Here is a 25,304-nt window from a genome sequence, read left to right as displayed (position 1 = left end):
CCGCCCGCGGCCGCGGGCGGATCGGGTCATCGGTTGACGGATTGGATCTCCTGGACGGTGATCGGCTGGTCGCTGCCGAAGTTGCCGTCGGGGAGGTCGCCGCCGGCGGCGACGTTGCTCGTCCAGCTGATCTTCCAGGTGATGGTGGCGCGCAGGTTGAACGTGCCGTCGCCTGAGGAGCGCAGGTAGGTGATGCCGCACGGCGGGTTCTTGTCGGCATGGCCCGGGGTGTATTTGGCCCCGATGGAGCCGTCCGCGCCGAACTCGCACACGCCGGAGGCGGGGTACGTGGTCGCGTCCGGCGTGCCGGGCTCCAGCTTGACGGAGACGGGCGTGGCGGTCGTGGTGGCCGAGATGCCGAGGGCCGGCACGCTTGCCGTGACGGAGACGGGGTGGAACTCGCCCTTGTCCAGCCAGGCCCAGGTCGGAAGATTGACCTTGGTGTTCGCGGCGGGAGAGAGGGACACCTTCGTCGTCGGGACGACCACCTTCTCGTACGCGAGTCCGGCGAGCGTCTCAGGCTTGATGATCTGCGGGTAGTTCGGGGGCGGATCGCCCTTGTCGACCCAGAAATCCTGCTTCGTGCAGCCGTCCCAGCCGGGCGGGAAGCTCTCGTTGGCGTGCGAGGACCACCAATAGCCCTTGCCGGCCTTGTCCTTGTTGAAGTCCGTGTAGGGCTTGCCGTTGACGTAACGGTCGCGCTGCGCGGCGTCGAATTCCGGCCCTGTGGAGTCCACGTTCCAGATTGCTTCCTGCATTTTCTGGAATTCCGCGGGGGAGTACATCGGGGCGTACCAGCAGGGCGGTGGCGTCCAGGTGCCCTGCGGGACCAGGGGGCCGGCGGACGCGCCCTTGCCGTTCTTCGCGGTGTTGTAAGAGACGCCTCCGGACTCCACCATGGCTGAGAGGTTTTGGCCCTTGAGGTCGGCGGATGCCTTTTGGCCATTCCTGACGCCGTCCTGAACCCCGTTGCTGGCGAAGGCCGACCCCGAAACAAGGAGCAGTGTTCCTAGTGTCGCGGCGCCGATCAGTGCTGACTTGTGTGGCGGGCTTACGGCTGACATTCGGCGCTTCCCCTTTCGCTGAACAGCTCGGTAGTGACCCAGATTCCCTGTTGGTTCTTCTTCATGGCGGTGTGATAAATGACGTAACTGTCCGCATTTACGGGCGTCGTGTAGATCTTCTGAGTCTTGACGCTCATATCGAAGGCCTTCGCCTGGTCCTGGCAGTAGACAAGGGCGGCCTGAGTGGGGCCACTGACTGTCACGGATGCCTTGTAATAGCGATATTTACCCGTAATGCGTTTTCCTTCATCGACGTAGGCTTGAATGTATGACTGGCTGGAGGCTGCCATCTTGCCCTCCGTGTACAGGCGGTAGCCCTTGTCCAGAGGATCCTGTTTCACGATGGCGTAGTCCTCCGCCCTGATGAACTGCTCTGCGTCAGCCAGCACCGCGTCCTTCGTCGCGTCCCCCGTCTTCGGCCAGTCGAACGTGTAGCTGATGTCCTCCGGGAACGTGAACGTGGGCCGCCCGGCGGCCGATGTGGGTGACGGCGACGGGGACGGTGACGCCGGCGGCTTGTTGCTCTGGTCTGCTCCGGCGATCTTGTCGGGGGTCTTGGGGTTGTCGTTGTCGCTGCCGCCGCAGGCGGTCAGCAGCAAGGATGCCGACGCGATGAGCGCTGCGGCTGCCGGCAAAGAGCGGGGATTCACGGAGTCTCCCAGTGGGGCGGGATGGGGCGGGGTGGCGGGTGTCGAGTGAGTGACAGTCGATTGACGCTATCCAGCGGGGCCTTGGTTTCGCCACCGGGAACCTGGTGTTCCGTTACCGGGGCGGATACTTGGGACTTTGGCGGGGCCGATATCGGACCCGGAGCCGGCTCGTCGCCGGGACAAGTCGCAGCCGTCGGCGGATCGATGAGCGGGCGATAAGGGCGTCGGATGGCGTCAGGCGTCGTGCGTTCATGTTGCGTGGTGCGCGGTGGGGCCGGGTGAAGGTCTTGTGTGCCGCGAGTGAGCGGTGTGTTGCATGGTGGTAACAGACGGGTCCCGTACGGCTTTCGAGGGCCGCCAGTTACTCCCGTTTTGCCGCGATCCTGGTGGTGCGCGGCGGGATGGCGATCCTTAACGTGTCTTGAGGCGCTTAAGGGCTGCTGCTACGGTGCGATGACTTGACAGCTTCCGGTGACCAGGGTTCTGAACCGGACAGATGGCGGCGAAGTCGAACTCGAAGGTCGAACTCGAAGGTCGAAGTCGAAGTCGGACTCGAAGTCGAAGTCGAACGCACAGAAGTCGCAGCGAATTAACGGGGAGCAGTGGCGTGAAGGTCCAAGAGCGCACGGGTGCCGGAAACCACAGGGTTCCCGCGCCCGCCCATTCGGCCGGTGAGCGGCTGCCGACCCCGACGCGCGAGCGCAAACCGGCCCTGGCCGCGCTGGCCGTCCTGCTGATTCTTGTCGGTGCGCTCGGGGCCACCATCCTCGTGCTGCGCGCGGGTGACCGCGTCGAAGTCGCCCAGCTGAGCAGCGACATCGAGGCGGGAGCGCCCGTCGAGCGAGGTGACGTCACCTCGGTGCTGGTCGCGGAGGACGCCGCCGTCAACTACATCAAGATGACGCAGATCGACCAGGTCGCCAGCACGCTGCGCACCAAGAGCGCCCTGTACAAGGGGACCGTGCTGGTCGGTGAGATGTTCACCGGCGCCAAGGGGCTTCCCGCGGGCAAGGCGTCGGTCGGGCTCTCGCTGAAGGCCGGTCAGTACCCCGCCGGTATCAAGAACGGCGACCTCGTCGCCGCGTACCGCGTGAAGAGTTCGTCGGGCAGCACCGGCACGACCGGCAGCGCCGGTACGGACTCCAACGACGTGATCGTGGACAAGGCCACCGTGAGCGCCGTCGTGAATCCCGAAGCCGGGACGATCAGCAGTGGCAACCTCCCCGTCACGCTCACCGTCGACTCCGCCGACGTCGCCGCGCTCACCCAGGCGTCGTCCGCCGGTGAGGTGGCGATCGTGATCGTGCCCTCCAGCAACAGCTGACCGCCGAGCCCATAGAGGATCTCAGAAGATATGGCGCTCATCGCCCTTGCCGCAGACAAGGGATCTCCCGGTGTCACCACCGCTGCCCTTGCCCTCGCCGCCGTATGGCCCCGGCGTTCGCTGCTCGCCGAAGCCGATCCGGTCGGCGGGGACCTGATCTACCGCACCACCGCCGCGTCCGGCGGGCCGCTCAGCCCCAACACGGGGCTGCTGTCGATCGCCGCGGCCGCGCGACGCGGGCTGGCGGCCGACCAGTTGTGGGACCACGCCCAGCCCATGTCCGGCGGGCTGGAACTGCTCGTCGGGCTCGGTTCCGCTGAGCAGGCCGCCGGGCTCGTCGGCGTGTGGCCGACGCTCGGACGGGCCTTCGCGACGCTCGGTGACTCGCCGCACGCGCCCGCCGATGTGATCGCCGACTGCGGTCGTATCGCCGGAGGTTCGCCGGCGATCGAGCTGCTGCCGCACGCCAGTCTCGTCCTGCTCGTGTCCCGTGCGGAGCCCGAGCACATCGCGCGCGTACGGGACCGTGCCGCCGCGCTCTCCGCTCAACTGCACGGCGGACAGCGCGGGATGTCCCAGCTGGCCACGCCTCTCATCGGGGTGCTGCTCGTCGCCGAGGCGAACAGCTCCGCCAAACTGGCCCACCAGGTCAACGACATGCTGGTGGCGGGCCAGACCGGCGCCCGGGTCATCGGCACACTCGCCCAGGATCCGGCGGGAGCCGCGCTGCTGTCCGGGCGCGGGCGCGGCCGGCTCGACAAGTCGCTGCTGATCCGCAGCGCCCGCAAGGTCGCGGCCGACGTGTACCAGCAGTTCGGCGCGGCCTGGGCGCAGCCCGCACCCGCGCCGGGAGGCGGCCGGTGAGCGCCGTCGACCACCAGCTGGTCAAGCGCTACCGGCAGGAGGCCGGCGACCGGATCGCCGAACAGCGCCGTCTCGACCAGGTCAGCGGTACGCCCGCGATGTCCGGGGAGGACGAGCGGCAGTACGCCCGCGCCGTCATCGCCCAGATACTGGAGGAGTACGCGCGCACCGAGATCAACGCCGGGCGCACCCCCTTCGACGCGGAGACCGAGGAGCAGTACGCGGCCGCCGTGCACGCCGCGCTCTTCGGCGTCGGGCGGCTCCAGCCGCTGCTGGACGACCCCGAGGTCGAGAACATCGACATCAACGGCTGCGACCAGGTCTTCGTCGGTTTCGCCGACGGCCGTGAGGTGCGCGGTGACCCGGTCGCGGAGTCCGACGAGGAACTGATCGAGCTGATCCAGGTCCTCGGCGCGTACTCCGGCCTCTCCTCGCGCCCCTTCGACTCCGCCAACCCGCAGCTCGACCTGCGTCTTCCCGACGGCTCGCGACTGTCCGCCGTCATGGAAGTCGCCCGCAGGCCCGCGCTGTCCATCCGCCGCGCCCGCATGGGCAAGGTCTTCATGGCGGACCTCGTCGGAAACGGCACGCTCACACCGGAGTTGGCGCACTTCCTGGCCTGCGCGGTCAGGGCCCGTAAGAACATCATGATCGCCGGGGCCACCAACGCCGGCAAGACAACGCTCCTGCGGGCCCTCGCCAACGAGATCCCGCCGCTGGAACGCCTGGTCACCGTCGAGCGGGCACTGGAGCTGGGACTCGACCAGTTCGCGGAACTGCACCCGAACGTGGTGGCGTTCGAGGAGCGGCTGCCCAACTCCGAGGGCCTCGGCGCCATTTCGATGGCCGAGCTGGTGCGCCGGTCGCTCCGTATGAACCCCTCCCGCGTCATCGTCGGTGAGGTGCTGGGCGACGAGATCGTCACGATGCTCAACGCGATGTCGCAGGGCAACGACGGTTCGCTCTCCACGATCCACGCCAACAGCTCCAGCGAGGTGTTCAACCGTATTTCCACCTACGCGCTCCAGGCCAACGAGCGGCTGCCCATCGAGGCCAGCCAGATGCTCATAGCCGGAGCCGTCAACTTCGTCGTCTTCGTCCAGCGCCGTAACAACTTCGAGAGCGGCGGGCGGCTTCAGCGCATGGTCACCTCGGTCCGTGAGGTGAACGGCGTGGACGGACGCGTCCTCTCCAGTGAGGTCTTCGCCGAGACGCCGGACGGACGCATCGCGCCGCACGCGCCGATCGAGTGCGTCGAGGACCTCGCCGTGTACGGCTACCGGCCTTCCGGGGCCTGGGGGTGAACGGGTCGCTATGAGTGGCATCTCCTCGTTGGGCGGCATCTTCGCGCCGCAGACGCTGTACGCGCTCCTGTGCGGCATCGCCGCGGGCGGCGGCCTCGCCCTGCTCGTCCTCGCGCTCTACGGTGTGGAGCCCAAGCCGGGCCATGTGAAGGCCGAGCGCGGTCAACGCGTCTCGGAAATGGTGCAGTTCGTCGGCAAGCGCGGCTCGATCGCGGTCGGTGTCGGGCTGGTCGTCCTGCTGCTGACCCGCTGGACCGTGGCCGGTGTCGCGGCGGGGCTGCTGGTCTTCTTCTGGAACCGCCTCTTCGGCGGCGCCGCCGCGGAGAAGATCGGGATGCGCCGGGTCGAGGCGCTGGCCGGCTGGACCGAATCGCTGCGCGACACGATCGCCGGCGCGGTCGGCCTCGAACAGGCCATACCCGCCTCCGCCCGTGCGGCGGCGCCCGCGCTGCGGCCGCACCTGGACTCGCTGGTGGACCGGCTCCGCGCCCGAATGCCCCTGCCGGAAGCTCTCCAGCATCTCGCCGACGAGATCGACGACGCGTCGGCCGACATCATCGTGGCCGCACTGATCCTCAACGCCCGGCTGCGCGGCCCCGGTCTGCGTCAAGTACTCGGCGCGCTCGCCAAGTCGGCGCGTGAGGAGATCGACATGCGCCAGCGCGTGATGGCGCAGCGCTCGTCCACCCGGCGCAGTGTGCAGATCGTCGTCGCCGTGTCGGTGGCGTTCGTGCTCGGACTCGCCGTGTTCAACCGGGAGTTCGTGGAGCCGTACGGCAGCCCGATAGGCCAGCTGGTGCTGGCCTGCGTGTGCGGTCTGTTCGCGCTCGGCTTCTGGTGGCTGCGCAAGCTGTCGGTGATCGAGACCCCGGAGCGTTTCCTCGTCCGGGACGAGCGTGAAGTCCGCTTCGTGCGACCGGAGTCGGCGCCCGGAACCGGGGCCGCCCACGGCGCCCCGCAGGCCTCGCCGATCAGCCAGGGGGGACCGCGATGATCGACACCTTGACCGCACCGGTACTGGTCGGGGCCGTACTGGGCCTCGGCGTCTACGTCTTGGTGCGCGCGCTCGCGCCGTCGAAGCGTTCGGCCGTCTCGCAGGTCGCGCGCATCGACGCGCTCCGTGCGTCCGGCAGGTCGTACGAGCGCCACACCGCCTCGGAGGCGGACGACGGCCGGCTCGGCTCGCTGCGGGCCAGGACGGGGAACCGGATCGCCGAGCTGTACGTCCAGCAGGGCTGGGAACAGCGCTCGCTCAGGTCCGACCTGGCGGTGCTCGACCGCGGCTGGGAAGGGTTCCTGGCCACGAAGGTGCTGCTCGGCGCCGCCGGGCTGGTCTTCGGACCGATGCTCTTCGCCATCGCCTGGGCCATCGGCTTCGGCAGCGGTCCGATCGTCCCGGTCTGGCTGGCGCTGGCCTGCGCCGGTGTCTTCTTCTTCCTGCCCGACCTGGAGGTACGGCGCGACGCCGCTGCCAAGCGCAAGGACCTGCGGCGCGTCATCGGCGCGTACCTGGACCTGGTCTCGATGAACCTGGCGGGCGGGCGCGGTCTGCCCGAGGCGCTGATGGCGGCCGCCGAGGTCAGTGACGGCTGGGCGCTGCGGCGGATCCGCAACGCGCTCGCCGACGCCCGTATCACCGGCACCAGCCAGTGGGTCGCGCTCGGCAGGCTCGGTGAGGAGCTGGGCATCGAGGAGTTGAAGGACCTCTCCTCGTCGCTCGCGCTGGTCGCCGACGACGGCGCCAAGGTGCGCGAGTCGCTGGCGTCCCGCGCCGAGACGATGCGCCACCGCGAGATGGCGGAGATCGAAGGCGCGGCGGGCGAGAAGTCGCAGTCCATGCTCGTCGCCCAACTGCTGCTCTGTGCGGGCTTCCTGGTCTTTCTGATCTACCCGGCCGCGATGCGCGTCTTCCAGATCTGAACCCGTACCCCACCGCTTCCACCAGAGAGGAACATGTCATGCGCGGATTCCGCTTCACCAACCCGGCTGCCGAATTTCTGATCACCTTCCTTCGGGGGCGCGTCCAGCGCGCCCGGTCCGGCGAACTCGACCGCGGTGCCTCGGCGGTGGAGTGGGTCATCATCTCCGCGGTCGTCGTGGCGATCGTGGGCGTCGTCGCCGCTGTGCTGAACGAGGCGCTGAACACGGGCGCCACGAAGGTCGGCAACTGCATCAAGGGCGCCAGCGCCAGCGGTACCTGCTGAGCCGGCCGGTGCACGACAGGGTCAGAGCGTTCGTACGCCGCAGGGCGGAGGCAGCCTCCGCCCGCGGCGACTCCGGCGTGACCGCGATCGAGTTCGTGTTCCTGACCCCGATCCTCTTCTTCATGATATTCGCGACGGTGCAGTTCGCGCTGTACTTCTTCGCCGACCACGTGGCCCAGGCCGCTGCCCAGGCGGGCGCGCGCAAGGCGCGGGCCGTGGCCGACGAGAACCCGGGCGGCTGGCGCGGAGAAGCGGGCGAGGTCGTGGACAGCTACATACAGCAGCTCGGCTCGCAGCTGGTGCTCTCGCCGCAAGTGACGATGCTCCAGCCCAACAGGAACACGGTCGGCGTCGAGATCGCGGCGCGCGTGCCGAACGTCTTCCCGGGGCTCGGCCTGACCGTGCACGCGCAGTCGCGCGGGCCGGTCGAGCGGTTCGTACGGGACGACGAGTGACGGGACGGAAAGTGAACGGGGGCGGGTGGAAGATGCGTTGGCGGGTACGGCAGCTCGTACGCTCCCGGCTGCGCGGGGAGTGCGACGCGGGGATCTCCTCACGCGACGCGGGGATCCCGACCCGTGATGCGGCGACCCTGCCCCGTGGCGCGGAGTTCGCGGCGCGTGGCGCGGAGTTCGCGACCCGCGACGCGGGCATCTCGACCATCGAGGTGGTCATCCTCGCGCCCATCATGATCCTTTTCATCCTTGTCCTGGTGGGCTTCGGCCAGTTGGTCGACGGCCGCGGCGCCGTCGACAGCGCCGCGCGCGACGCGGCGCGCGCGGGTTCCATCCAGAAGGACGGCGCCGTCGCGGTGGCCGAGGCGCGCAGGGCGGCGGAGGCCGACCTCGCCGACGTCTGCTCGGGTCCCGTCTCCGTGACCGCCAACGGCTTCGAGAGAGGCGGCCTGTTCACCGTCGAGGTCAGCTGCCAGATCCGCGGTCTGGCGATGCTCGGCCTGAACATACCCACCACCCTCGAAGGCCGTTCCACTTCGCCCATCGATCCCTACCGGAGGACGGTATGAGGCCGCCGCGCGCCGTCGGAACGGCCCTCCGCCGATGGCTCGGAGCACGGACCGGCCGGCTGGACGACCGCGGTTCCGGCGCCGGTGCCGTCATCATCTTCGCGCTGCTCTTCCTGTCCCTGTCCGCCTTCGTCATCGACGGCGGCCTGTCGATCTCGCAGCGCGAACGCGCCGCCGACATCGCGGAACAGGCCGCGCGCTACGCGGCGCAGGACATAGACAAGGAAGCCCTGTACCGCGACGAGGGCGGCCCCGCGCCGATCAACTACCAGAACTGCGACGCCCGCGTACGCGCCTTCGCCGCCGAAATGGGCATGACCGGCGGCGACATCGGCGCCTCGCACTGCACCACCGCCAACGCCCAGGAGGTCGCGGTGGAGGTCCAGCTCACCTACCAGCCCGTGCTGACCGGCCTGTTCTACAGCAACTCGATCACCGTGCACGGAACGTCCACCGCCGAATCCGTCGTCGGCTAACACTCTGTACGCATGCCGCCAGGAGAGACCGGTCCACGATGAGCAGTAACCGCCGAACACCGGCCGTACCCCGTCCGTCCGCCCGCCGTCGTTCCCCCGCGGACTTCGTCAAGGCGTTCCTCGCCTTCCTCGCACTCGTCGTGCTGCTGGTCGCCGTGCCGGGGTCGCTCGCGGTCTTCGTGGGGTGGCCGCTGCCGCACACCATGCCGTCGTTCGAGATGGTGCAGCAGCAGATCACGGTCGATACGTTCATCCACATCCTGACCGTGGTGGTCTGGCTGGCCTGGGCGCAGTTCACCGCCTGCGTGATCGTCGAGATCAAGGCCGCGATCTCCGGGGTCGGACTGCCCTCGCGGATCCCCGGCGCCGGAGCGAGCCAGCTGCTGGCGCGCCAGCTGATCGCCATGGTGCTGCTCGTCACTGCCACGGCGGCGAGCTTCGCGCCCGGCCTCGCGCAGCTCGGCCAGGTGATGGAATCCACCAACAACCCGACCGTCGCGGCCGCCCAGCAGACCCCGGGGTCGATCGCGTCCCTCCAGCAGACACAGCTGGCCCAGGCCGTGCAGGCGCAGGCCGACGTCCAGTCGGAGCAGGCGGTGCACACCGGGCACACGGCGCAGGGCGGTGACGAGGCGGGGACGAAGTTCTACCGCATCCAGCCGCCCGAGGGACGGCACCACGACTCGCTGTGGGAGATCTCGGCACGGCACCTCGGTGACGGCCGCCGCTACAAAGAGGTCTACGAGCTCAACAAGGACCGGGTGCAGCCCGACGGTACGAAGCTGTCCGAGGCCAGTCTGATCCGGCCCGGCTGGATCATGGAGATGCCGGCGGACGCGCACGGCGGCGATCTGGTGGAGATGCCGGACGCGGCGCCGAAGGTCTCCGAGGAAGTACGTCAGCAGATCGCGGACTACGACAAGTCCGGCGACCACCACCAGGCGGCCCACCAGAGCGCCGGCAAGAGCGACACCCCGACGACCGAGATCTCCGTGCCGGCCCGGCACGGGTCCGCGTCCCCGGCGGCCGACACGCAGGCACAGACACCGGCACACACCGCGGAAGCCTCCTCGTCGTCCTCCTCCGGCTTCGGTCTGCCCGAGGCCCTCATCGCCTCCCCGCTGCTGGCCGCCGGACTGCTCGGCGCGCTGGGCAGGCGCCGCCGGATGGCACTGTGGCAGTCCGCGATGACAGCGGTCGCCGGGCGCAGCGGCATGGAGCCACCGGTGCCCACGGGCACCGAGGCCGACGTCCACGACGCGCTGCTGGTGGGCGCCGACCCCGGCGCCGTGCGGTTCCTGGACCTCGCCCTGCGCGGGCTGTCCGCGGCTCTCGCGGGCGCGAACCGTCCTCTGCCCGTCGTGTACGCGGCCTGGTTCACCGACGCCGATCTGCACCTCCAGCTGGCGCAGCCCGCCGGGCAGCCGCCCGCGCCGTGGCAGCAGGGCCAGGACCAGACGTTCTGGCGGCTCGAGCGGTCGGCGGCCTCGGCGTACGAGGGCATCGAGCCGGAGGACGCGGCGGCGCCGTACCCGGGCCTGGTCAGTCTCGGCACCCGCGACGGCGCGCGCCTGCTGCTGAACATCGAGGCCGTGCCCGGCATGGTCGCGGTCAGCGGACCCGAGGGCGCGCGGGCCGCCGTACTGTCCTCGGTCGCGGCCGAGTTGGCCACCAACGGCTGGTCGGACCGGATGACCGTCACCGTGGTCGGCTTCGGCGCCGAACTGGGTGCGCTCGCGCCCACCCGGCTGCGCCACCTCGACTCGGTGGAAGAGCTGATCGAAACGCTCGGTGCCGAGATTCAGCACCGCCGGGGCGCGCTGGGCGCGGCGGGCCACGACTCGGTCCTCACCGGTCGCACGGGCCCGGCGCAGCACACCCGCTGGGCCCCGCACCTTGTCCTGGTCGCGGGCGAGCCGACCGCCGACGAAGCCGCCGCGCTGGCCGAGCTCACCTCCGATTCGGGCCGGCTGGGCATCGGCTGCCTGATCGGCACCGGCTCGGAGAACCAACTGCCCGGCGCGACCTGGGACCTGGAGATCACCGAGGACGGCAGGCTGCTCGCCCCGCTGCTCGGCCTCGAACTCACCGCGCAGCTCCTGCCGCGGGCACAGCACGAAGCGGTGGTACGGCTCTTCGCGGACGCCGACCCGGAGAACGACGGTCCCGAGCCCACCCGCCCCTTCCTGGTCGACATCACCGAGCAGGGCAGGCCCGCCGTCTACGCGCGGCTGGTCGGCACGTACGAGATCATCGGCCTCGACACCCCCGACAGCGAACGCAGCGCCCTCCTCCACGAGGCCCTGGCCCTGCTGTTGCTGCACCGCGAGGGCGTCCACCCGCGCGTGCTCGCCTCCGCGATGTGGCCGCGCGGCGTGACCGAGGAAGTGCGCGACGCGCTGATCGAGCGGCTGCGGGTGTGGCTCGGCAGCGACGAGACCGGCGGGACCCGCCTCCGTACGGACGACACCGGCCGGCTCACGCTCGCTCCGTCCGTCGTCTCCGACCTCGACGTGCTGCGGTCGCTGCACCACGAGGCGACGGAGGGACGCGGCGCCCGCAGCGCCCGGGTCCGCGAGCGGCTGCTCACCGACGCGCTCGACCTCGTACGCGGCCCGCTGCTCGCGGACCGCACCGAGGGCCGCTACGGCTGGCTCGCGTACGAGATCATCGACACCCAGCTGCCGCTGCTGGTCGCGGACGTCGCTCTCGCCCTGTCCGCACACCACTTGGAGCAGGGCGGCACGGAAGAGGCCATCGCCGCGATCAAGTCCGCGCTGGCGGGTTCGACGGCCGACGAGCGCCTGTGGAACGAGCTGCTGCGCGCCACGCACGCCACCGGCGACACCGACCGGGTACGCGCGCTGGCGGCGGACCTGCTGAGCCGCAGCGGCGCCCGCGGTCTGCCGCCGCGCACCGAGGCGCTGCTGGACGAACTGCTGCCGGCCTGGCGGGAGAGCGCCGCGGCGGCGGGCTGACGGACGCTCGGGGCGCGCCGCTTCCGGCGCGACCCGTCGAGGGGGCTGTACGCCAGGGCTGTCAGAGCCCTGGCGTACGCTGGATCAGTCGTTATGCCCTCGCCCGGAAGGACCACCCCCAGTGACCGAGAAGGCCGATCTCACGCCCGCAGAAGTCACTGCCGTCCTCGACCGCGCGGCCGCGGGGGGGCGCGTCACCCCCGAGGAAGCGCTCGTCCTGTACCGCTCGGCGCCGCTGCACGCGCTCGGGCAGGCCGCCGACGCCGCGCGCCGCAAGCGGTACGCGGGTACCGAGCACATCGCGACGTACATCATCGAGCGGAACATCAACTACACCAACGTGTGTGTGACGGCGTGCAAGTTCTGCGCCTTCTACGCCGCGCCCAAGGACACGGACAAGGGCTGGAGCCGCGACCTCGACGACATCCTGCGCCGCTGCGCGGAGACCGTCGAGCTGGGTGGCACGCAGATCATGTTCCAGGGCGGACACCACCCGGACTACGGCGTGGAGTACTACGAGAAGCACTTCTCGGCGATCAAGAAGGAGTTCCCGCAGCTGGTCATCCACTCGCTCGGGGCCTCCGAGATCGAGCACATGGCCCGGATCTCGAAGGTCTCCGCGGAGGAGGCGATCCAGCGCATTCACGCCGCCGGGCTCGACTCGTTCGCGGGCGCCGGAGCCGAGCTGCTGCCCGAGCGGCCGCGCAAGGCGATCGCGCCGCTCAAGGAGTCCGGTGAGCGCTGGCTGGAGATCATGGAGACCGCGCACCGCCTGGGCGTCGAGTCGACGTCGACGATGCTGATGGGCACCGGCGAGACGAACGCGGAGCGCATCGAGCACCTGCGCATGATCCGTGACGTCCAGGACCGTACGGGCGGCTTCCGCGCCTTCATCCCGTACACCTACCAGCCGGAGAACAACCACCTCAAGGGCCGGACGCACGCCACGATCTTCGAGTACCTGCGCATGATCGCGATCGCGCGGATCTTCTTCGACAACGTCGCCCACATCCAGGGCTCCTGGCTCACCACCGGCAAGGAGGCCGGCCAGCTGTCGCTGCACTACGGCGCGGACGACCTCGGCTCGATCATGCTGGAGGAGAACGTCGTCTCGGCGGCGGGCGCCAAGCACCGGTCCAACCGGCTGGAGATCATCGACCTGATCCGCAAGGCGGGCCGCGTCCCGGCGCAGCGCGCCACGACGTACGAGCACCTCGTGGTGCACGACGACCCGGCCAACGACCCGGTGGACGAGCGGGTTGTGTCGCACATCTCGTCCACGGCGATCGAGGGCGGTACGGCGCACCCGGAGCTGAAGCTGCTCAGCGCCAACTGACGCCGCCGGCGCGACGACTGTGCTGACGATCCACCGCCCGCTCGGCGGACTGAGCGCCACCGGCGACGGCGAGCCGGCCGCCGGGCACGCCGTGCTGGTCGAGGGCGACAGGCTCGCGGCGGTCGGCCCGTACGGAGAGCTGTCCGCCGGGTACGGAGGGCGCGCCCGCGTCCGGGAGTGGGACGGCGTGCTCCGGCCCGGACGGTACGAGCCCGACGCGGCGGCGCTGCTGGGGGCCGCCTACTGGCCCGACCCCCGCGAGTCCGGGGCCCTGGGCACCGAGCCGCTGACCGGCGACGCGCTCGCGGCCCTGGACATGACGGACGCCCGCTGGGGCGCCAGCGCGCGCCGGGGCATCCAGCGACTGCTGGCCCGGGGCGTCACGGTCCTCGCGGGCCCGTTCGACCGGCCCACGGTCCGCGCGGCCGTGGAGCGGTCAGGTATCCGCTGGTATCCGGCGCCCGGGGCCACCGTCCGCCCCCGCGTGCTGAGCCCCGGGCAGGTGGCGGACTTCACGGTCCTCGCGGCGGACGGCCGCTGCCTCGTGACGGCGCTCGGCGGGCGGCTCGTGCACCGGCGTGCGTGATGCGCACCGGCGCGCGCGGGCTGTCACGGCGTACTGCTTGAATGGGAGGGTGACCCGAGCCTCCCTGGACAAGCAGCCGCACGAAGTCGCCTCGATGTTCGACGACGTGGCGGCGAGGTACGACCTCACCAACGACGTGCTCTCCCTCGGCCAGACCCGGCTGTGGCGCAAGGAAGTCGCCAAGGCCGTGCGCGCGCGCCCCGCGGAGAAGGTGCTCGACCTGGCGGCGGGCACCGCCACCTCCTCGCAGCCGTTCGCCGCGACCGGCGCGTACGTCGTGCCCTGCGACTTCTCGCTCGGCATGCTGCGCGAGGGCAAGAAGCGGCACCCCTGGATGCCGTTCACGGCCGGGGACGCGACGAAACTGCCGTTCGCCGACGGGGTGTTCGACGCGGTGACGATCTCCTTCGGACTGCGCAACGTCCAGGACGTCGACCAGGCGCTGCGCGAGCTGTACCGGGTGACGAAGCCGGGCGGGCGCGTGGTGATCTGCGAGTTCTCGCGGCCGACCTGGGCTCCGCTGCGGACCGTCTACACCGAGTACCTGATGCGGGCGCTGCCGCCGGCCGCTCGTACGGTCTGCTCCAACCCGGACGCGTACGTCTACCTCGCCGAGTCGATCCGCGCCTGGCCCGACCAGCCGGCGCTGGCCGCGCGGTTGCAGGGGGCGGGCTGGTCCGAGGTGGCGTGGCGGAACCTGACGGGCGGAATCGTGGCGCTGCACCGGGGCGTACGGGCCTGACGCGTACGGGCCTGGGGCATGCGGGCCTGATGCGCGCCCGTGGTGCGGTCGGCGAGCTGAGCGGGCGGCGCCCGGTCAGAGGCCCAGGCGGTTCGCGGTCAGAGGTCCAGCCGGAAGCAGTACGCCTCCTGCCGGGACACCGGTGTCGTGTACATCTCCGCCAGCTCCATGCCGAGCCGCCGCGTGACCGCGACCGAGCGCGCGTTGCGGGAGTTCACCATCGCCACGACCCGGCCGACGCCAGCCGCGCGCAACCGCTCCAGCGTGGCCGTCGCGGCGGCCGTGGCGTAACCGCGGCCCCAGTACGCCCGGCCGAGCCGCCAGCCGATCTCTGTCTCGCCGACCGGGCCGAACGTCTCGTGCGGCCACGGCTGCGCGCCGGTGAACCCGATGACGTCGCCCGACTCGTCCAGTATGGTCCAGAGGCAGAAACCGTGCTCCGCGTCATGTCTGCGCTGGCGGGCGGTCAGCTCCTCGTACACGGACCGTTCGGCCGCCGCCCCGCCGTGGAACTCCATGACGTCGGGGTCGTTGAAGAGGCGGTGCCAGAGATAGGCGTCCTCTTCGGTGGGGACGCGCAGCTGGACCAGGGGGAGCGGCTTCGGCACGGTTTCCATGGGGGGACCGCCCTTCAGCTTGTCGATCAGTACGCAACCGTAGACTGCACGTGTCCAGTGCCGTCCGGTACGCGAATTCGAGTCTTCGGGAGAACCCGCTGTGACCGAGCCACTCTCCGAGAACACCGCTGACGTCATCGTCGTCGGAGCGGGCCCGGCCGGCTCCACGACCGCGTATTACCTCGCCAAGGCCGGACTTGACGTCCTGCTGCTGGAGAAGACGGCGTTCCCGCGCGACAAGGTCTGCGGCGACGGCCTGACCCCGCGCGCCACCAAGCAGCTGGTGTCGATGGGCATCGACATCTCGGAAGAGGCCGGCTGGCTGCGCAACAAGGGCCTGCGGATCATCGGTGGCGGTGTGCGGCTCCAGCTCGACTGGCCGGACCTCGCCTCGTACCCGGACTACGGACTCGTCCGCAAGCGCGACGACTTCGACGAACAGCTGGCCCGGCAGGCGCAGAAGGCCGGCGCGCGGCTGTACGAGCGCTGCAACGTCGGCGCGCCGATCACCGACGAGCGCACCGGCCGCATCATCGGCGTGCACGCGAAGATGGGCGAGGAGAAGACTCCGGCCACCTTCCACGCCCCGCTCGTCGTCGCCGCCGACGGCAACTCCACCCGGCTGTCGCTCGGCATGGGCCTGCACCGCATGCCCAACCGCCCGATGGGCATCGCCGTTCGTACGTACTTCACTTCGCCCCGCCACGACGACGACTACCTGGAATCCTGGCTGGAGCTGTGGGACAGGCGCGGCGCGCAGGACCGGCTGCTGCCGGGCTACGGCTGGATCTTCGGCATGGGCGACGGCACCTCCAACGTCGGTCTCGGCATCCTCGACTCGTCGTCCGCCTTCCGGGAGCTGGACTGGCGCGAGGTGCTGAAGGCGTGGTGCGCGTCGATGCCGGAGGACTGGGGCTACGTCCCGGAGAACATGACGATGCCGATCCGCGGCGCCGCGCTTCCGATGGCGTTCAACCGCCAGCCGCATTACACCAAGGGCCTGTTGCTGGTCGGTGACGCGGGCGGCATGATCAACCCGTTCAACGGCGAGGGCATCGCGTACGCCATGGAGTCGGGCCAGATCGCCGCCGATGTGCTCGTGCAGGCGCAGTCCAGGCAGACGGCGGCGCAGCGGGAGCTGGCGTTGCAGCGTTACCCGAAGGTCCTCAAGGACACCTACGGCGGTTACTACACGCTCGGTCGCGCGTTCGTGAAGCTCATCGGCAACCCGAAGATCATGAAGATCGCGGCACAGCGCGGCCTGACCCACCCGATGCTGATGAAGTTCACCCTGAAGATGCTGGCGAACCTCACCGACCCGACGGGCGGGGACGCGATGGACCGCATCATCAACGGCCTGACGAAGGTCGCACCGCGGGCGTAGCGGCGGCTCCGCTCACGTCAATCCCGGTGGATCAGGTCAGTCCCCGTGGATCAGGCTGTCGAGCGCGCCGGCGATGCGGGCGCCGGCGCCGGGGGTCGTCCACTTGCGCAGGGCGTCGCGGTCCGCGAACTTGCCGACGCTCGTGTCGAGAGGATTGTCGGTGTACTGGTGGAACGTCCAGTCGGCCGAGATGCGGGGCTTGCCGGCGTTCACGTAGTCCGCGATCCACAGCGCGTCGCCCGCGTTGCTTGTGGTGTCGTGGTTCAGCCAGAAAGTGCGGTTGCAGTACAGCCCGACGCGGTGGCTGGACCCCCTGAGCCGTTTCACCTCGGCGAGGAACGCGTCCTTCGAGGCGCAGGAGACCCCGGTGTCCTCCCAGTCGGCGAACAGCGGGTCACCTTCTGCGCTGGCGCACTTCTCCACGAAATACCGCGCCTGTGCCTTCATGTCGCCGGGCCGCAGAAAGTGGTAGAAGCCGACAACCAGGCCGGCGGCGCGGGCATGGGAGGCCTGTCCGGTCATGCGCGGGTTGATGTACGACGTGCCTTCCGTCGCTTTGACGAACGCGAAGTCCAGGCCTGAGGTACTGAATGTGGTGCTCTGATAAGACGCGACATCGACGCCTTTGACGGTCATGGGATTGCTGCCTCCTGTGCGGTCGGCCCGGTCGGCCGGTCCCGCTCCGGTATGAGTAGGGGTTCTGGTCTCCCCCATACCGTTGCCCAAGTCACCTCGTCGCACTCACGGTTGGCGACAACACGCCGAAGCGGCACTTTTTGGCGCCGCGTGACGTTCAGGTCCGCGCGACTCCGGGCCGCGTGCTTCTCAGGGCCGCTTGGTCAGGACGTACAGGTCCCAGGAGTCCGGGTCGCCGTTGAAGCGGTAGATCTTGGGGCGCTCCGACGTGCCGAGGACGTACCACTTGGCGTCGCCACCACCGTCGCATCCCTGAACGTCGAGCGTCAGCACCTGACTCCAGTGCCCGTCACCCGGTGCGAACCGCCAGGTGCCGATGCCGTCGCAGTTCGCGGGCAGGTCGGCCGAGACGTTCCGGCCGAACCCGTACACGTCGGCATCCACGTCGAGCCCGGCGGCCGTCGCCGCGCCGCCCGGCGCGAGCCGGAGAGTCCCGCCGTGGCCGTCGGACCAGGTGCCTGTCAGGGACGTTATGGTCAGGCGCGGCGGCGCGTACGCCTTCGCGAGCCCCGTACCGTACGCCCCGGCTCCCGCGCCGATCGCCAGGACCACGGCCAGCACGCCCGCACCCACGGCCAGGAGGACGGACCCGCCGCTGCCTCCCACGACCCGCGACCGCAGGACGGACCATCGCGCCGCGAGCGCGGTGACGGTGAGGACGACGGCGGCGTACAACCACCAGAAGACGCCCGGAGCCGGTCCATCTCCGGCGACGGCCCACAGCGCCCACAGCACCCCCACAAGTGCCAGCGTCACCAGCGGCATCCACCACCAGACATCCCGGCCCGTCGTCCGCAGCGCCAGCCACCGGGCCAGGAGAGCCGTCGGGAACACCACGGAGAACGTGAAGGCCAAGCCCGCGAGGGCCCCGAGCACCGCCGCAAGGGGAAGCAGGATGACGACCACGATCCCGATGCTGCCGGAGTCGGGACGCTCCTCGGTCAGTCCGAAGAAGTAGATGGCCACCAGGGTGACCACCGCCTGGAAGAACAGCGCCGCCATCGATACCAGCAAAGCCCCGCGCCACTCCGGCCATTTCCTCATATCGCCCCCCTGCCCCGAGATCTTCCTCCCACTGGGCGGAGCCGCCGCGACCGGGGTGCCGATCGGGACGGCGGCCGACTGTCAGGACGGCGGCCGACTGAGGATGCGCCACCGCGCTGACGTCGCCGTGGGGGCGGCGGTGCGCGGGGCTGCGTATCAGGATTCCAGGACTACCGGGATCCGAAGGGCGCTCTCCGCCCGCTGCCCGGCCCGGATCAGACGCTTGACCACCTCGCGGACACGCGCACCGGTGGTGGCGGCGAAGGCATCGCGGCGCCTCTCGGACGGCGCGACGCCGCGGGGGTGTGGTATCACCGCCCCCGCGACGCCACGCGGGCCCGGTGATACCGCACGAGCCGGTCGTGTCACCGGCGGGACCCGGGAACGGTCCCGCCGGTGGGTGCCGCTGTGGTTACGCGAGCGGGGCGGTGCGGGCGTTGGGGATGTTGGGAACGCACTGCGGCGGGCTCGGGTACGGGACGACGAGGTGGTAGCCGTCCTCGCACCATCCCTGCGCCGGGTCGTGGTCGAAGGGCACGCCGTCGTACGTGCCGCCCTTGCAGAGGGCCTGGCCCGCGCTGTTGTACCCGCCGCCCGTGTAACCCCCGCCCGCGGAACACTCTTCCTTCGTCACCGTGGCCGGAGCCGCGGACGCGCTTGTCGCCAACGCCAGGGGAGCGAGGGCCAGGGTCGCACCCAGGGCTACGGATGCGAACAAATGCTTATGCATAGTCATCCTTTGATGAGCAGTTATGGCCGACCACGACTTTCCGTGTCCGTGCGCTCACAAACCTTCGCCCAGTTCCGACTACGCGAATCCCTAGAACTTCGTCCGGACCTTCACCCAGGACTCTTACGGCGTCTCCGTCGCCCAGGCGTGGCCGCCAATGTGATCCGCCCCGTTCAGGCGGCCCAGGAAGGCGGCGACCGGGGCGGCCTCCTCCGGGCGGAGGTGCTGGGCGAAGTGCCGCGTGACGCCTTCGAGGTGGACCTCGGAAGCGGCAAGGAGCCGGGCACGGCCGTGCCCGGTCAGTTCGGCGTATATGACGCGGCGGTCCTCGTCGGACGGCGCGCGGCGGACGAGGCCGCTGTCGTGCATGCGGCCCAGCAGCCGGGTCAGCCCGCCCGTGCTGTAGACGACGGCCTCGGCGAGATCACTCATGCGCATACGGCCGCCGGTGCTCTCCGACAGGCGCAGCAGTACGTCGTACTGAGAGAGGGTGAGGCCCGCGCGCTCGGCCATCTCGCTCTCCATCGCCCGGGTGATCCGGTTGTACGCGAGCAGATAGTGCCGCCAGGCGGCCTGCGCCCGCGGGTCGAGTTCTCCGGTGTTCATCGGTGTGTCCCCTCCCATCCGAAAATATATCTGTACATACAATAGTTGTATCGGCAGATATATGAGAAGCCCCCTCGGGCGGCTCGTGCCGGAAGCGAAGCGGCAGTCAAGGAGAGGGACCCATGAGCATCCCGGCCGGATCCATCGGACTGAACATCGACCCCTCGGCGTCGGCGGCACAGGACGCTCAGCGCCTGGCCCGCCTCGCCGAGGACAGTGGTCTGGACTTCATCGGTGTCCAGGACCACCCGTACCACCCCGAGTTCTTCGACACGTGGACCTTCATCACGGCGCTGACCATGGCCACGGAACGGCTGTCGTTCGTCACGAACGTGGCCAACACCGTGCTGCGCCCTCCGGCGCAGCTGATCAAGGCCGCCTCCACCCTGGGCCTGCTCGGCGGCAACCGGATCGTGCTGGGGGTCGGCGCGGGCGCCGCGCGGCCGGCCATCGCGTCGTACGGCGGACCGGAGTACACCCCGGGCCAGTCCGTCGCCGCCTTCGACGAGGCCATGCAGATCATGAAGGCGATGAGCGACCCGGCCGCGCGCCCGGTGCGCTTCAACGGTGACTACCACCGGATCAACGGAGCCCGCCCGGGTCCGCTGCCCTCGAAGCCGGTACCGATCATGGTGGGCTCGTACGGGCCGCGCATGCTGCGGATCACCGGACGGCTGGGCGACGGCTGGCTGCCCACCAACGCGTACGCCCCGCCGCCCGTCGTGGCGGAGATGCAGCGGACGATCGACGAGGCGGCCATCGGCGCGGGACGCGATCCGAAGGCCGTGCAGCGGATCTACAACGTGATGGGGACGATCACCACCACGGGCCCGGTCGCCGACGGCCAGAACCTGACGGGTCCGGTCGAGTTCTGGGTGGACACGCTGCAGCGCTACCGCGATGAACTCGGCTTCGACTCCTTCCTGTTCTGGCCCGTCAACGCCGACAACCTCGCGCAGACCGCGCTGTTCGCCGAGCAGGTGGCGCCGCACGTCCGTACGGCGGGTTCCGGCGGGCAGAAGTGATGACCACCGACCCGGCGCGGGGCGCCCACGACGGAACGCCGGTTCTTCCCAAGGGGACCTGGCACATCGACCCGCTGCATTCCCACGTCGGATTCGTCGCCAGGCACCTCGGGTTCGTGCGGGTGCGCGGCCACTTCACGGACGTCGAGGGAACGATCCGTATCGCCGACCCGGTCGAGGAGACGACCGCCGAGGTGCGGGTCGCCATGGCCAGCGTCGACACCGGCGTCCCGACGCGCGACGAGCACCTGCGCTCGGCGGAGTTCTTCGACATCGTGCGATTCCCCGTCATGGAGTTCCGAGGGCAGCGGGTCCGTCGCGCCCCGGGCGGGGAAGGACCGGACGGAGGCGAGTGGGAGTGGGACGGTGAACTGACCATCACCGGCACCACCCGTCCGGTCACCCTGACCGGGCGGTTCCTCGGCCAGGACGTCTACCCCTTCACCGGGGGCCGCCGCCTGGCGTTCACCGGACACACCACCGTGGACCGCCGGGACTTCGGCATCACGGCGCTGCCTCCGCTGCCGGGCGCCCAGATCTTCGTGGGCGCCACCGTCGACATCGACCTGGAGATCAGCATGGTCGAGGGCGACATCGGTCCCGTGGTGGAACAGTTCCTGGGGCGCCGGCTCGCCCTGTGAACGACCCCTGGTGCGCTACGAGTTGATCGGTGCGCTCAGTTCGATGGCGCGCAGCGCGGCGGCGAGGGCCTGGTCGTCGGCCACGTCCAGCGCGGTGTCGGTCAGCTTGATGACGTGCTCCTCGCCGTGCGCCAGGGCCAGCTCCAGGAAGTCGTCGCCGGTGATGCCACGCGGTGCCGGTACGTACGGGACGGCCTCCTCAGGCGCGTACATCGCCGTCACCGCCGCCGAAGCCGTCCACGCCGCGTGCAGGCTCGGGACCCACAGGCCGCGCGGGAGGGCGGGCAGGGTGCGCAGGACGGCGTTGGGCGCCGTCGCGGCGTGGACCAGCATCGTCGCGTTGCCGTGGCCGTGGGTGGCGTAGCGGTGGGTCGTGGCACGCACCAGCTCGGCGAGCCTCCGCCGCGCGGTGTCCGGGTCACTCACCTCGTCGGACCAGAGCGGCAGTTGGCCGACCCGGGCCAGCCGCTCGGTGAAGCCGCCCTGGAGGCGGGGAACCGGAGGTACGGCGTCGAGGGCGCTCCGCGCCGTGGCGGGGGAGTCCGGCGGCCCGGGGAGCGGGGTGACGCCGGAGACCGGTTGGTGCCTGGCGGCCCAGTAGCCGAGGCCATGGGCCAGCTCGGTGAGCCGTGGCGGGTTCACGCCGCCGTCCAGCAACGCCCTTACCGCGTGGCCGACTCGGATCACCGGGAGTGTGGCCCCTCCGTACATACCGGGCAGCAGCCGGGGCCACCACAGTGCCAGCAGGTCGCGCCAGGATCCTTCGGCGGTGGCGTGGGAGAAGTACGTGATCCAGTCGGCGGCCCGGCGCGGATCGCCAAGGGCGGCAGGCCAGTTGGCGTCGGTGACGGGAGCGACGGGGGAGGGGAAGTCCTCGAGCTTGTCCGCGTACGTGTCCAGCCAGCGGTGCACGGCCGCCGCCTGGCCCCGGGCGGCCAGTGCCTCGGCCACCATCGGGGCGTGGTTGCTGAGCCATCCGTCGCGTTCGGGTCCGGTGGTGTGCAGGCGTTGCAGTGCCTCGTCGAGTGTGCCGGTGCGGTCGTGCGGGGTGGTCGCGTTCGTCGTGTCTGTCGCGTCCTTCGGGTCCTTCGCGCTGTGTGCGTCCATGGTGGAAACGCTAGGGAGACGCGCGCGGCTCAACATCGGGCCACAGGACCAGACGCGCGAGGCCGGGGCCTACGACCGACGGCATACCGTCTCGGTCGCGAGTCTGAACGCCTTTTCGAGGCGGACATGTTGGGCTGCCTCACTACGATGGCCGCATATGAACACCCGCAGAGCAGACGGATACGAGATCTCGACGGACGCCACTCGCCTCGACATCGGACGCGTGCACAACTGGCTTTCCACCGATGCCTATTGGGCGCGCGGCCGAAACAGGGAGACCGTCGAGCGGTCCGTCGGGACGTCCCTCAACTTCGGTACGTACGACCCCGAAGGCGAGCAGGTCGCGTACGCCCGCGTGGTCACCGACCTGGCCACGTTCGCCTGGCTCTGCGACGTCTACGTGGCTCCGGCCCATCGCGGCCGGGGCCTCGGCACGTGGCTGGCCGCCGCGGTCCGCGACCATCTCACTCCGTACCGGCTGGGGCGCGTGATGCTGTCCACCCGCGACGCCCACGAGGTCTACGCGAAGGCCGGCTTCGTGCCCTTCCCCGACATACGGAACCTCATGGTCATGAGCCTCGACACCTGACGCGACGGTGCCGGGGCGTGGCATCGCGGACGTGAGGAGGCAGCCGGTCAGGCGTGCTGCTTGATGAAGGCCATTGCCACGTCCGCGACGTCGCGCCAACCGCTGTCGAAGACCAGCGAGTGGCCGCGACGGGGCATCTCGTGGAGTTCGGTCGTGCCGGGGTTGCGTTTCTGTTTCCTGTACGAGGCGTGGGCGATGGCGGGAGGAGCGATGTGGTCCTGGTCCCCGGTGATGAGCAGCATCGGGCCGCGCCCGGGGTTGCCGGTGTCGGCCTTCGCTTCGGTGGCGGGGTTGATGTTCGCGGTGGCGGCCTGGAACAGCGGGATGCCGGAGCCCGCCACCGCGTAGGTCTCGTAAAGGCGTTGGGCTTCGCTCTCGCTCACGGCGTTGGCGAAGGAGTAGCGGAACTGCGCATAGGTGAGTGGTACGGCCCGTTTGTAGTTGGCCGGATTGCCGATGACCGGGAGCGCGGACTTCAGTGCCGACAGCGGGAGCGGAAGCACGCCCCGGAACGGCGCGGAATCGATCGCCACGGAGACGGCGGCGAGTCCGCGGCCGGCCAGTTGCTGGGTGATCAGTCCGCCGAAGGAGTGTCCGATGACGACGGGTTGCCGTGTGAGGCCCGCGATCGCCCCGGCCATGTGGTCGGTCACCTGCTTGACGCTCTTCCCGGCGAAGACCTCCGGACGCGCGCGGGCGTCCGCGACGGTCTCGGGGTCGTCGGGCCAGCCGGGAGCGAGGGTCGAGTAGCCGTTGTCCTCGAAGAACGAGCGCCACGGCTGCCAGCTCGAAGCCAGCATCCAGAGGCCGTGCACGAACAGCACGGGCGTCAGGCCTGAGGTGTTCGCGCGGTCGATCTCCTGTTGTTCACGGGCGTTGAGAGTCATCGTGTGCGTCACCGTTCGAGAAGGGGAGGGAGCGGGAGGGAGGCCGTGGGAGGAACACGGCGTCGCGCAGGCGCGGATGGGCGCCCTTCGCGGTTGCGCGGAGGTGCTCACCCGCCCCCGAATTCTCGCGTGCGGCCCGCTCGGAAGTCGATGTTCCGGCGGACACGACGAGCGTCCCCGGATTGTTCCCGGGAACAATCCGATCCCCCTGAGTCCCTGTCCGCGCACGTAGAGTTGGCCCGTGGAACAGTCACCGCAGGGCGATCACGTCAGCTCTCAGGTACAGCAGTTGGGCGCGAGGCTGCTGCACCGTGCCGAGCAGCTCGCCGATGAGATGGTCGCCCGTATCCAGGACGCCGTACCCGTTTACCGCCGTACGGACGCGCCCGCGCCGGTCAGTACGGAGGAACTGCGCCGGACCTGCCTCGACAACATCCACTTCGTCTACGGTCCCCTCGGCCGCGACCCGGCGCTCACCTCGCCCGAGTCGCGCGAGAACGGCAGGCAACGAGCCCGCGCCGGAGTCCCGTTGACGGCGGTGATGGAGGCGTACCGCGTCGCCGCGCGCTTCCTGTGGGACCGCCTGGCCGAGGAGGCCGCCCGTCGTGTCGTCCCCGCCGAGGTCACCGTCCGGGCGGCCTCCGAGATGTGGCTGGTGCTGGACACGTACACGCAGCACATGGCCGAGGGCTACCGGGAGGAAGTCACGTCCCGGACGCTCAGCCGCGAGCAGGAACGCGCGGCCATGGTCCAGGCGCTGCTGGAAGGCCTGCTCACCGGCACCGACGTCCGGGATGCGGCGGACATCCTCCGGATTCCGGCGCAGGGCCCCTTCGTTGTCGTCGCCGCGCAGGTCCCGGGCGTCGGGCGGCACGCCGTACCGGGCGGAGAGGAAGCGCTCAAGTCCCTGGGAGCGGCCTCCGCTTGGCGACTGCTGCACGACGTGGAGGTCGGCATCGTCCAACTTCCCGATCCCGGAAGAAGACTTGACCGTCTGGCCGGAATCATCGCGTCACGCGGCAGCGGCTGCGTGGGCATCAGCCCGCCGTACGACGACCTCAGGGACACGGCGTCCGCACTGCGGCTCGCCAGGATCGCGCTCAGCGGCGCGTTCGGCGGCCGGCGGGTCACCGTTTTCGACCGCGATCCGCTGGCCGTCGTCGCCGCGGGCGCTCCGGACATCACCCAACGCGTCGCCCGTGGTGTCCTCTCCGCCTTGGACGAGATCCCTCCCGGGCAGCGGTCCCTGCTCCTGGACACCTTCGGTGCCTGGCTGGACAGCGGCGGTTCGGCGGACCGGGCGGCCGGCGCTCTTTTCTGCCACCCCAACACCGTCCGCCACCGTCTGCGCCGCCTGGAGGAGCACACCGGGCGCTCGCTCACCGAGCCTCGCGGGATCGCTGAGCTGAGCCTCGCCTTCGAGATC

The 25,304-nt window shown here is 70.2% G+C and carries 26 protein-coding genes and 1 pseudogene; 18 read left to right on the top strand and 9 right to left on the bottom strand.

All coding sequences use genetic code 11. From position 1 onward, the window contains the following. Window positions 1-26 precede the first annotated feature (26 nt). Window positions 27-1,064 (bottom strand): hypothetical protein, encoded by a 1,038-nt coding sequence (locus tag ACIP6N_RS09715; protein ID WP_401814231.1) that lies wholly within the window; start codon window positions 1,062-1,064, stop codon window positions 27-29. Beyond that, a complete protein-coding gene (locus ACIP6N_RS09710) occupies window positions 1,052-1,714 on the bottom strand; it encodes a hypothetical protein (RefSeq protein ID WP_401814229.1) in 663 nt (220 codons plus the stop codon). The genes ACIP6N_RS09715 and ACIP6N_RS09710 overlap by 13 nt, the downstream gene beginning before the upstream one ends. Window positions 1,715-2,321: 607 nt before the next feature. Between ACIP6N_RS09710 and ACIP6N_RS09705 the strand changes: the two genes are divergently transcribed. From ACIP6N_RS09705 to ACIP6N_RS09645, 13 genes are all read left to right on the top strand, one after another. Beyond that, window positions 2,322-3,038, top strand: coding sequence for a hypothetical protein (locus ACIP6N_RS09705; protein WP_401814227.1), 717 nt, complete (start codon window positions 2,322-2,324; stop codon window positions 3,036-3,038). Between the two features lie 30 nt (window positions 3,039-3,068). Beyond that, window positions 3,069-3,902, top strand: a complete 834-nt coding sequence (locus tag ACIP6N_RS09700; RefSeq protein WP_401814225.1) for a hypothetical protein — start codon at window positions 3,069-3,071, stop codon at window positions 3,900-3,902. Beyond that, window positions 3,899-5,206: a CpaF family protein gene (locus ACIP6N_RS09695; RefSeq protein WP_401814223.1), complete on the top strand. Its 1,308-nt coding sequence runs from the start codon at window positions 3,899-3,901 to the stop codon at window positions 5,204-5,206. Before ACIP6N_RS09700 ends, ACIP6N_RS09695 begins: the two co-directional genes overlap by 4 nt. Window positions 5,207-5,216: 10 nt before the next feature. Next, window positions 5,217-6,200, top strand: a complete 984-nt coding sequence (locus ACIP6N_RS09690) for a type II secretion system F family protein (RefSeq protein WP_401814221.1) — start codon at window positions 5,217-5,219, stop codon at window positions 6,198-6,200. Continuing rightward, window positions 6,197-7,126, top strand: coding sequence for a type II secretion system F family protein (locus tag ACIP6N_RS09685; protein ID WP_401814219.1), 930 nt, complete (start codon window positions 6,197-6,199; stop codon window positions 7,124-7,126). Before ACIP6N_RS09690 ends, ACIP6N_RS09685 begins: the two co-directional genes overlap by 4 nt. 38 nt (window positions 7,127-7,164) lie before the next feature. After that, entirely contained in the window at window positions 7,165-7,410 is a 246-nt protein-coding gene (locus ACIP6N_RS09680; protein WP_401814217.1) for a hypothetical protein, read from the top strand. Window positions 7,411-7,418: 8 nt separating this feature from the next. Next, the gene (locus tag ACIP6N_RS09675; RefSeq protein ID WP_401814215.1) at window positions 7,419-7,865 is read left to right on the top strand and encodes a TadE family protein; all 447 of its coding nucleotides are present in this window, start codon (window positions 7,419-7,421) and stop codon (window positions 7,863-7,865) included. Between the two features lie 137 nt (window positions 7,866-8,002). Continuing rightward, a complete protein-coding gene (locus ACIP6N_RS09670; RefSeq protein WP_401814430.1) occupies window positions 8,003-8,434 on the top strand; it encodes a TadE/TadG family type IV pilus assembly protein in 432 nt (143 codons plus the stop codon). Then, on the top strand, window positions 8,431-8,910 hold the full coding sequence (locus ACIP6N_RS09665) for a pilus assembly protein TadG-related protein (protein WP_401814213.1): 480 nt from the start codon (window positions 8,431-8,433) through the stop codon (window positions 8,908-8,910). Before ACIP6N_RS09670 ends, ACIP6N_RS09665 begins: the two co-directional genes overlap by 4 nt. A gap of 38 nt (window positions 8,911-8,948) precedes the next feature. Further along, window positions 8,949-11,888 (top strand): BTAD domain-containing putative transcriptional regulator, encoded by a 2,940-nt coding sequence (locus tag ACIP6N_RS09660; protein ID WP_401814211.1) that lies wholly within the window; start codon window positions 8,949-8,951, stop codon window positions 11,886-11,888. Window positions 11,889-12,009: 121 nt separating this feature from the next. After that, window positions 12,010-13,224 (top strand): cyclic dehypoxanthinyl futalosine synthase, encoded by a 1,215-nt coding sequence (mqnC, locus tag ACIP6N_RS09655; protein WP_401814209.1) that lies wholly within the window; start codon window positions 12,010-12,012, stop codon window positions 13,222-13,224. 19 nt (window positions 13,225-13,243) lie between these two features. Then, the gene (locus ACIP6N_RS09650) at window positions 13,244-13,810 is read left to right on the top strand and encodes a hypothetical protein (RefSeq protein ID WP_401814207.1); all 567 of its coding nucleotides are present in this window, start codon (window positions 13,244-13,246) and stop codon (window positions 13,808-13,810) included. Between the two features lie 49 nt (window positions 13,811-13,859). Next, complete coding sequence (locus tag ACIP6N_RS09645) at window positions 13,860-14,552, top strand: demethylmenaquinone methyltransferase (protein ID WP_401814205.1); 693 nt, start codon at window positions 13,860-13,862, stop codon at window positions 14,550-14,552. A 98-nt stretch (window positions 14,553-14,650) separates the two neighbouring features. Here the strand turns inward: ACIP6N_RS09645 and ACIP6N_RS09640 are convergent, their stop codons facing one another. After that, entirely contained in the window at window positions 14,651-15,169 is a 519-nt protein-coding gene (locus tag ACIP6N_RS09640; RefSeq protein ID WP_401814203.1) for a GNAT family N-acetyltransferase, read from the bottom strand. A gap of 100 nt (window positions 15,170-15,269) precedes the next feature. Between ACIP6N_RS09640 and ACIP6N_RS09635 the strand changes: the two genes are divergently transcribed. Beyond that, window positions 15,270-16,553, top strand: coding sequence for a geranylgeranyl reductase family protein (locus ACIP6N_RS09635; protein WP_401814201.1), 1,284 nt, complete (start codon window positions 15,270-15,272; stop codon window positions 16,551-16,553). A gap of 36 nt (window positions 16,554-16,589) precedes the next feature. Here ACIP6N_RS09635 and ACIP6N_RS09630 read toward each other — a convergent pair whose 3' ends face one another. From ACIP6N_RS09630 to ACIP6N_RS09615, 4 genes are all read right to left on the bottom strand, one after another. Further along, window positions 16,590-17,189, bottom strand: a complete 600-nt coding sequence (locus ACIP6N_RS09630) for a glycoside hydrolase family 25 protein (protein ID WP_401814199.1) — start codon at window positions 17,187-17,189, stop codon at window positions 16,590-16,592. Between the two features lie 189 nt (window positions 17,190-17,378). Next, complete coding sequence (locus ACIP6N_RS09625) at window positions 17,379-18,293, bottom strand: hypothetical protein (protein ID WP_401814197.1); 915 nt, start codon at window positions 18,291-18,293, stop codon at window positions 17,379-17,381. Window positions 18,294-18,705: 412 nt separating this feature from the next. Continuing rightward, window positions 18,706-19,023 (bottom strand): hypothetical protein, encoded by a 318-nt coding sequence (locus tag ACIP6N_RS09620; RefSeq protein ID WP_401814195.1) that lies wholly within the window; start codon window positions 19,021-19,023, stop codon window positions 18,706-18,708. Window positions 19,024-19,146: 123 nt separating this feature from the next. Continuing rightward, the gene (locus ACIP6N_RS09615; protein ID WP_401814193.1) at window positions 19,147-19,629 is read right to left on the bottom strand and encodes a MarR family winged helix-turn-helix transcriptional regulator; all 483 of its coding nucleotides are present in this window, start codon (window positions 19,627-19,629) and stop codon (window positions 19,147-19,149) included. Between the two features lie 122 nt (window positions 19,630-19,751). Between ACIP6N_RS09615 and ACIP6N_RS09610 the strand changes: the two genes are divergently transcribed. Further along, a complete protein-coding gene (locus ACIP6N_RS09610) occupies window positions 19,752-20,654 on the top strand; it encodes an LLM class flavin-dependent oxidoreductase (RefSeq protein ID WP_401814191.1) in 903 nt (300 codons plus the stop codon). Further along, window positions 20,654-21,295: a YceI family protein gene (locus ACIP6N_RS09605; protein ID WP_401814189.1), complete on the top strand. Its 642-nt coding sequence runs from the start codon at window positions 20,654-20,656 to the stop codon at window positions 21,293-21,295. Before ACIP6N_RS09610 ends, ACIP6N_RS09605 begins: the two co-directional genes overlap by 1 nt. Window positions 21,296-21,310: 15 nt before the next feature. Here the strand turns inward: ACIP6N_RS09605 and ACIP6N_RS09600 are convergent, their stop codons facing one another. Further along, window positions 21,311-22,402, bottom strand: a complete 1,092-nt coding sequence (locus tag ACIP6N_RS09600) for a hypothetical protein (RefSeq protein ID WP_401814187.1) — start codon at window positions 22,400-22,402, stop codon at window positions 21,311-21,313. A 157-nt stretch (window positions 22,403-22,559) separates the two neighbouring features. On the opposite strand from ACIP6N_RS09600, the gene ACIP6N_RS09595 reads away from it, so the two are divergent. After that, window positions 22,560-22,991, top strand: coding sequence for a GNAT family N-acetyltransferase (locus ACIP6N_RS09595; RefSeq protein WP_401814185.1), 432 nt, complete (start codon window positions 22,560-22,562; stop codon window positions 22,989-22,991). 47 nt (window positions 22,992-23,038) lie between these two features. Here ACIP6N_RS09595 and ACIP6N_RS09590 read toward each other — a convergent pair whose 3' ends face one another. After that, window positions 23,039-23,878, bottom strand: a complete 840-nt coding sequence (locus ACIP6N_RS09590; RefSeq protein ID WP_401814183.1) for an alpha/beta hydrolase — start codon at window positions 23,876-23,878, stop codon at window positions 23,039-23,041. 334 nt (window positions 23,879-24,212) lie between these two features. Here ACIP6N_RS09590 and ACIP6N_RS09585 point away from each other — a divergent pair. Next, window positions 24,213-25,292, top strand: a pseudogene (locus tag ACIP6N_RS09585) (PucR family transcriptional regulator); the annotation flags it as partial. Between the last annotated feature and the right edge of the window lie 12 nt (window positions 25,293-25,304).

Source organism: Streptomyces sp. NPDC088725, assembly GCF_044751305.1.
In the GTDB taxonomy this organism is placed as follows: Bacteria; Actinomycetota; Actinomycetes; order Streptomycetales; family Streptomycetaceae; genus Streptomyces.
Note: the sequence above shows the minus strand (reverse complement) of the source record. Positions and strands in the feature narration are given on the sequence as shown.

Bases quoted from the DNA above. Each gene is read 5' to 3' on its own strand.
- ACIP6N_RS09690 (WP_401814221.1), top strand. From the start codon at position 5,217: ATGAGTGGCATCTCCTCGTTGGGCGGCATCTTCGCGCCGCAGACGCTG.
- ACIP6N_RS09640 (WP_401814203.1), bottom strand. From the start codon at position 15,169: ATGGAAACCGTGCCGAAGCCGCTCCCCCTGGTCCAGCTGCGCGTCCCC.
- ACIP6N_RS09660 (WP_401814211.1), top strand. From the start codon at position 8,949: ATGAGCAGTAACCGCCGAACACCGGCCGTACCCCGTCCGTCCGCCCGC.
- ACIP6N_RS09680 (WP_401814217.1), top strand. From the start codon at position 7,165: ATGCGCGGATTCCGCTTCACCAACCCGGCTGCCGAATTTCTGATCACC.
- ACIP6N_RS09605 (WP_401814189.1), top strand. From the start codon at position 20,654: ATGACCACCGACCCGGCGCGGGGCGCCCACGACGGAACGCCGGTTCTT.
- ACIP6N_RS09590 (WP_401814183.1), bottom strand. From the start codon at position 23,878: ATGACTCTCAACGCCCGTGAACAACAGGAGATCGACCGCGCGAACACC.
- ACIP6N_RS09625 (WP_401814197.1), bottom strand. From the start codon at position 18,293: ATGAGGAAATGGCCGGAGTGGCGCGGGGCTTTGCTGGTATCGATGGCG.
- ACIP6N_RS09685 (WP_401814219.1), top strand. From the start codon at position 6,197: ATGATCGACACCTTGACCGCACCGGTACTGGTCGGGGCCGTACTGGGC.
- ACIP6N_RS09600 (WP_401814187.1), bottom strand. From the start codon at position 22,402: ATGGACGCACACAGCGCGAAGGACCCGAAGGACGCGACAGACACGACG.
- ACIP6N_RS09595 (WP_401814185.1), top strand. From the start codon at position 22,560: ATGAACACCCGCAGAGCAGACGGATACGAGATCTCGACGGACGCCACT.
- ACIP6N_RS09615 (WP_401814193.1), bottom strand. From the start codon at position 19,629: ATGAACACCGGAGAACTCGACCCGCGGGCGCAGGCCGCCTGGCGGCAC.
- ACIP6N_RS09715 (WP_401814231.1), bottom strand. From the start codon at position 1,064: ATGTCAGCCGTAAGCCCGCCACACAAGTCAGCACTGATCGGCGCCGCG.
- ACIP6N_RS09630 (WP_401814199.1), bottom strand. From the start codon at position 17,189: ATGACCGTCAAAGGCGTCGATGTCGCGTCTTATCAGAGCACCACATTC.
- ACIP6N_RS09665 (WP_401814213.1), top strand. From the start codon at position 8,431: ATGAGGCCGCCGCGCGCCGTCGGAACGGCCCTCCGCCGATGGCTCGGA.
- ACIP6N_RS09620 (WP_401814195.1), bottom strand. From the start codon at position 19,023: ATGCATAAGCATTTGTTCGCATCCGTAGCCCTGGGTGCGACCCTGGCC.
- ACIP6N_RS09610 (WP_401814191.1), top strand. From the start codon at position 19,752: ATGAGCATCCCGGCCGGATCCATCGGACTGAACATCGACCCCTCGGCG.
- ACIP6N_RS09700 (WP_401814225.1), top strand. From the start codon at position 3,069: ATGGCGCTCATCGCCCTTGCCGCAGACAAGGGATCTCCCGGTGTCACC.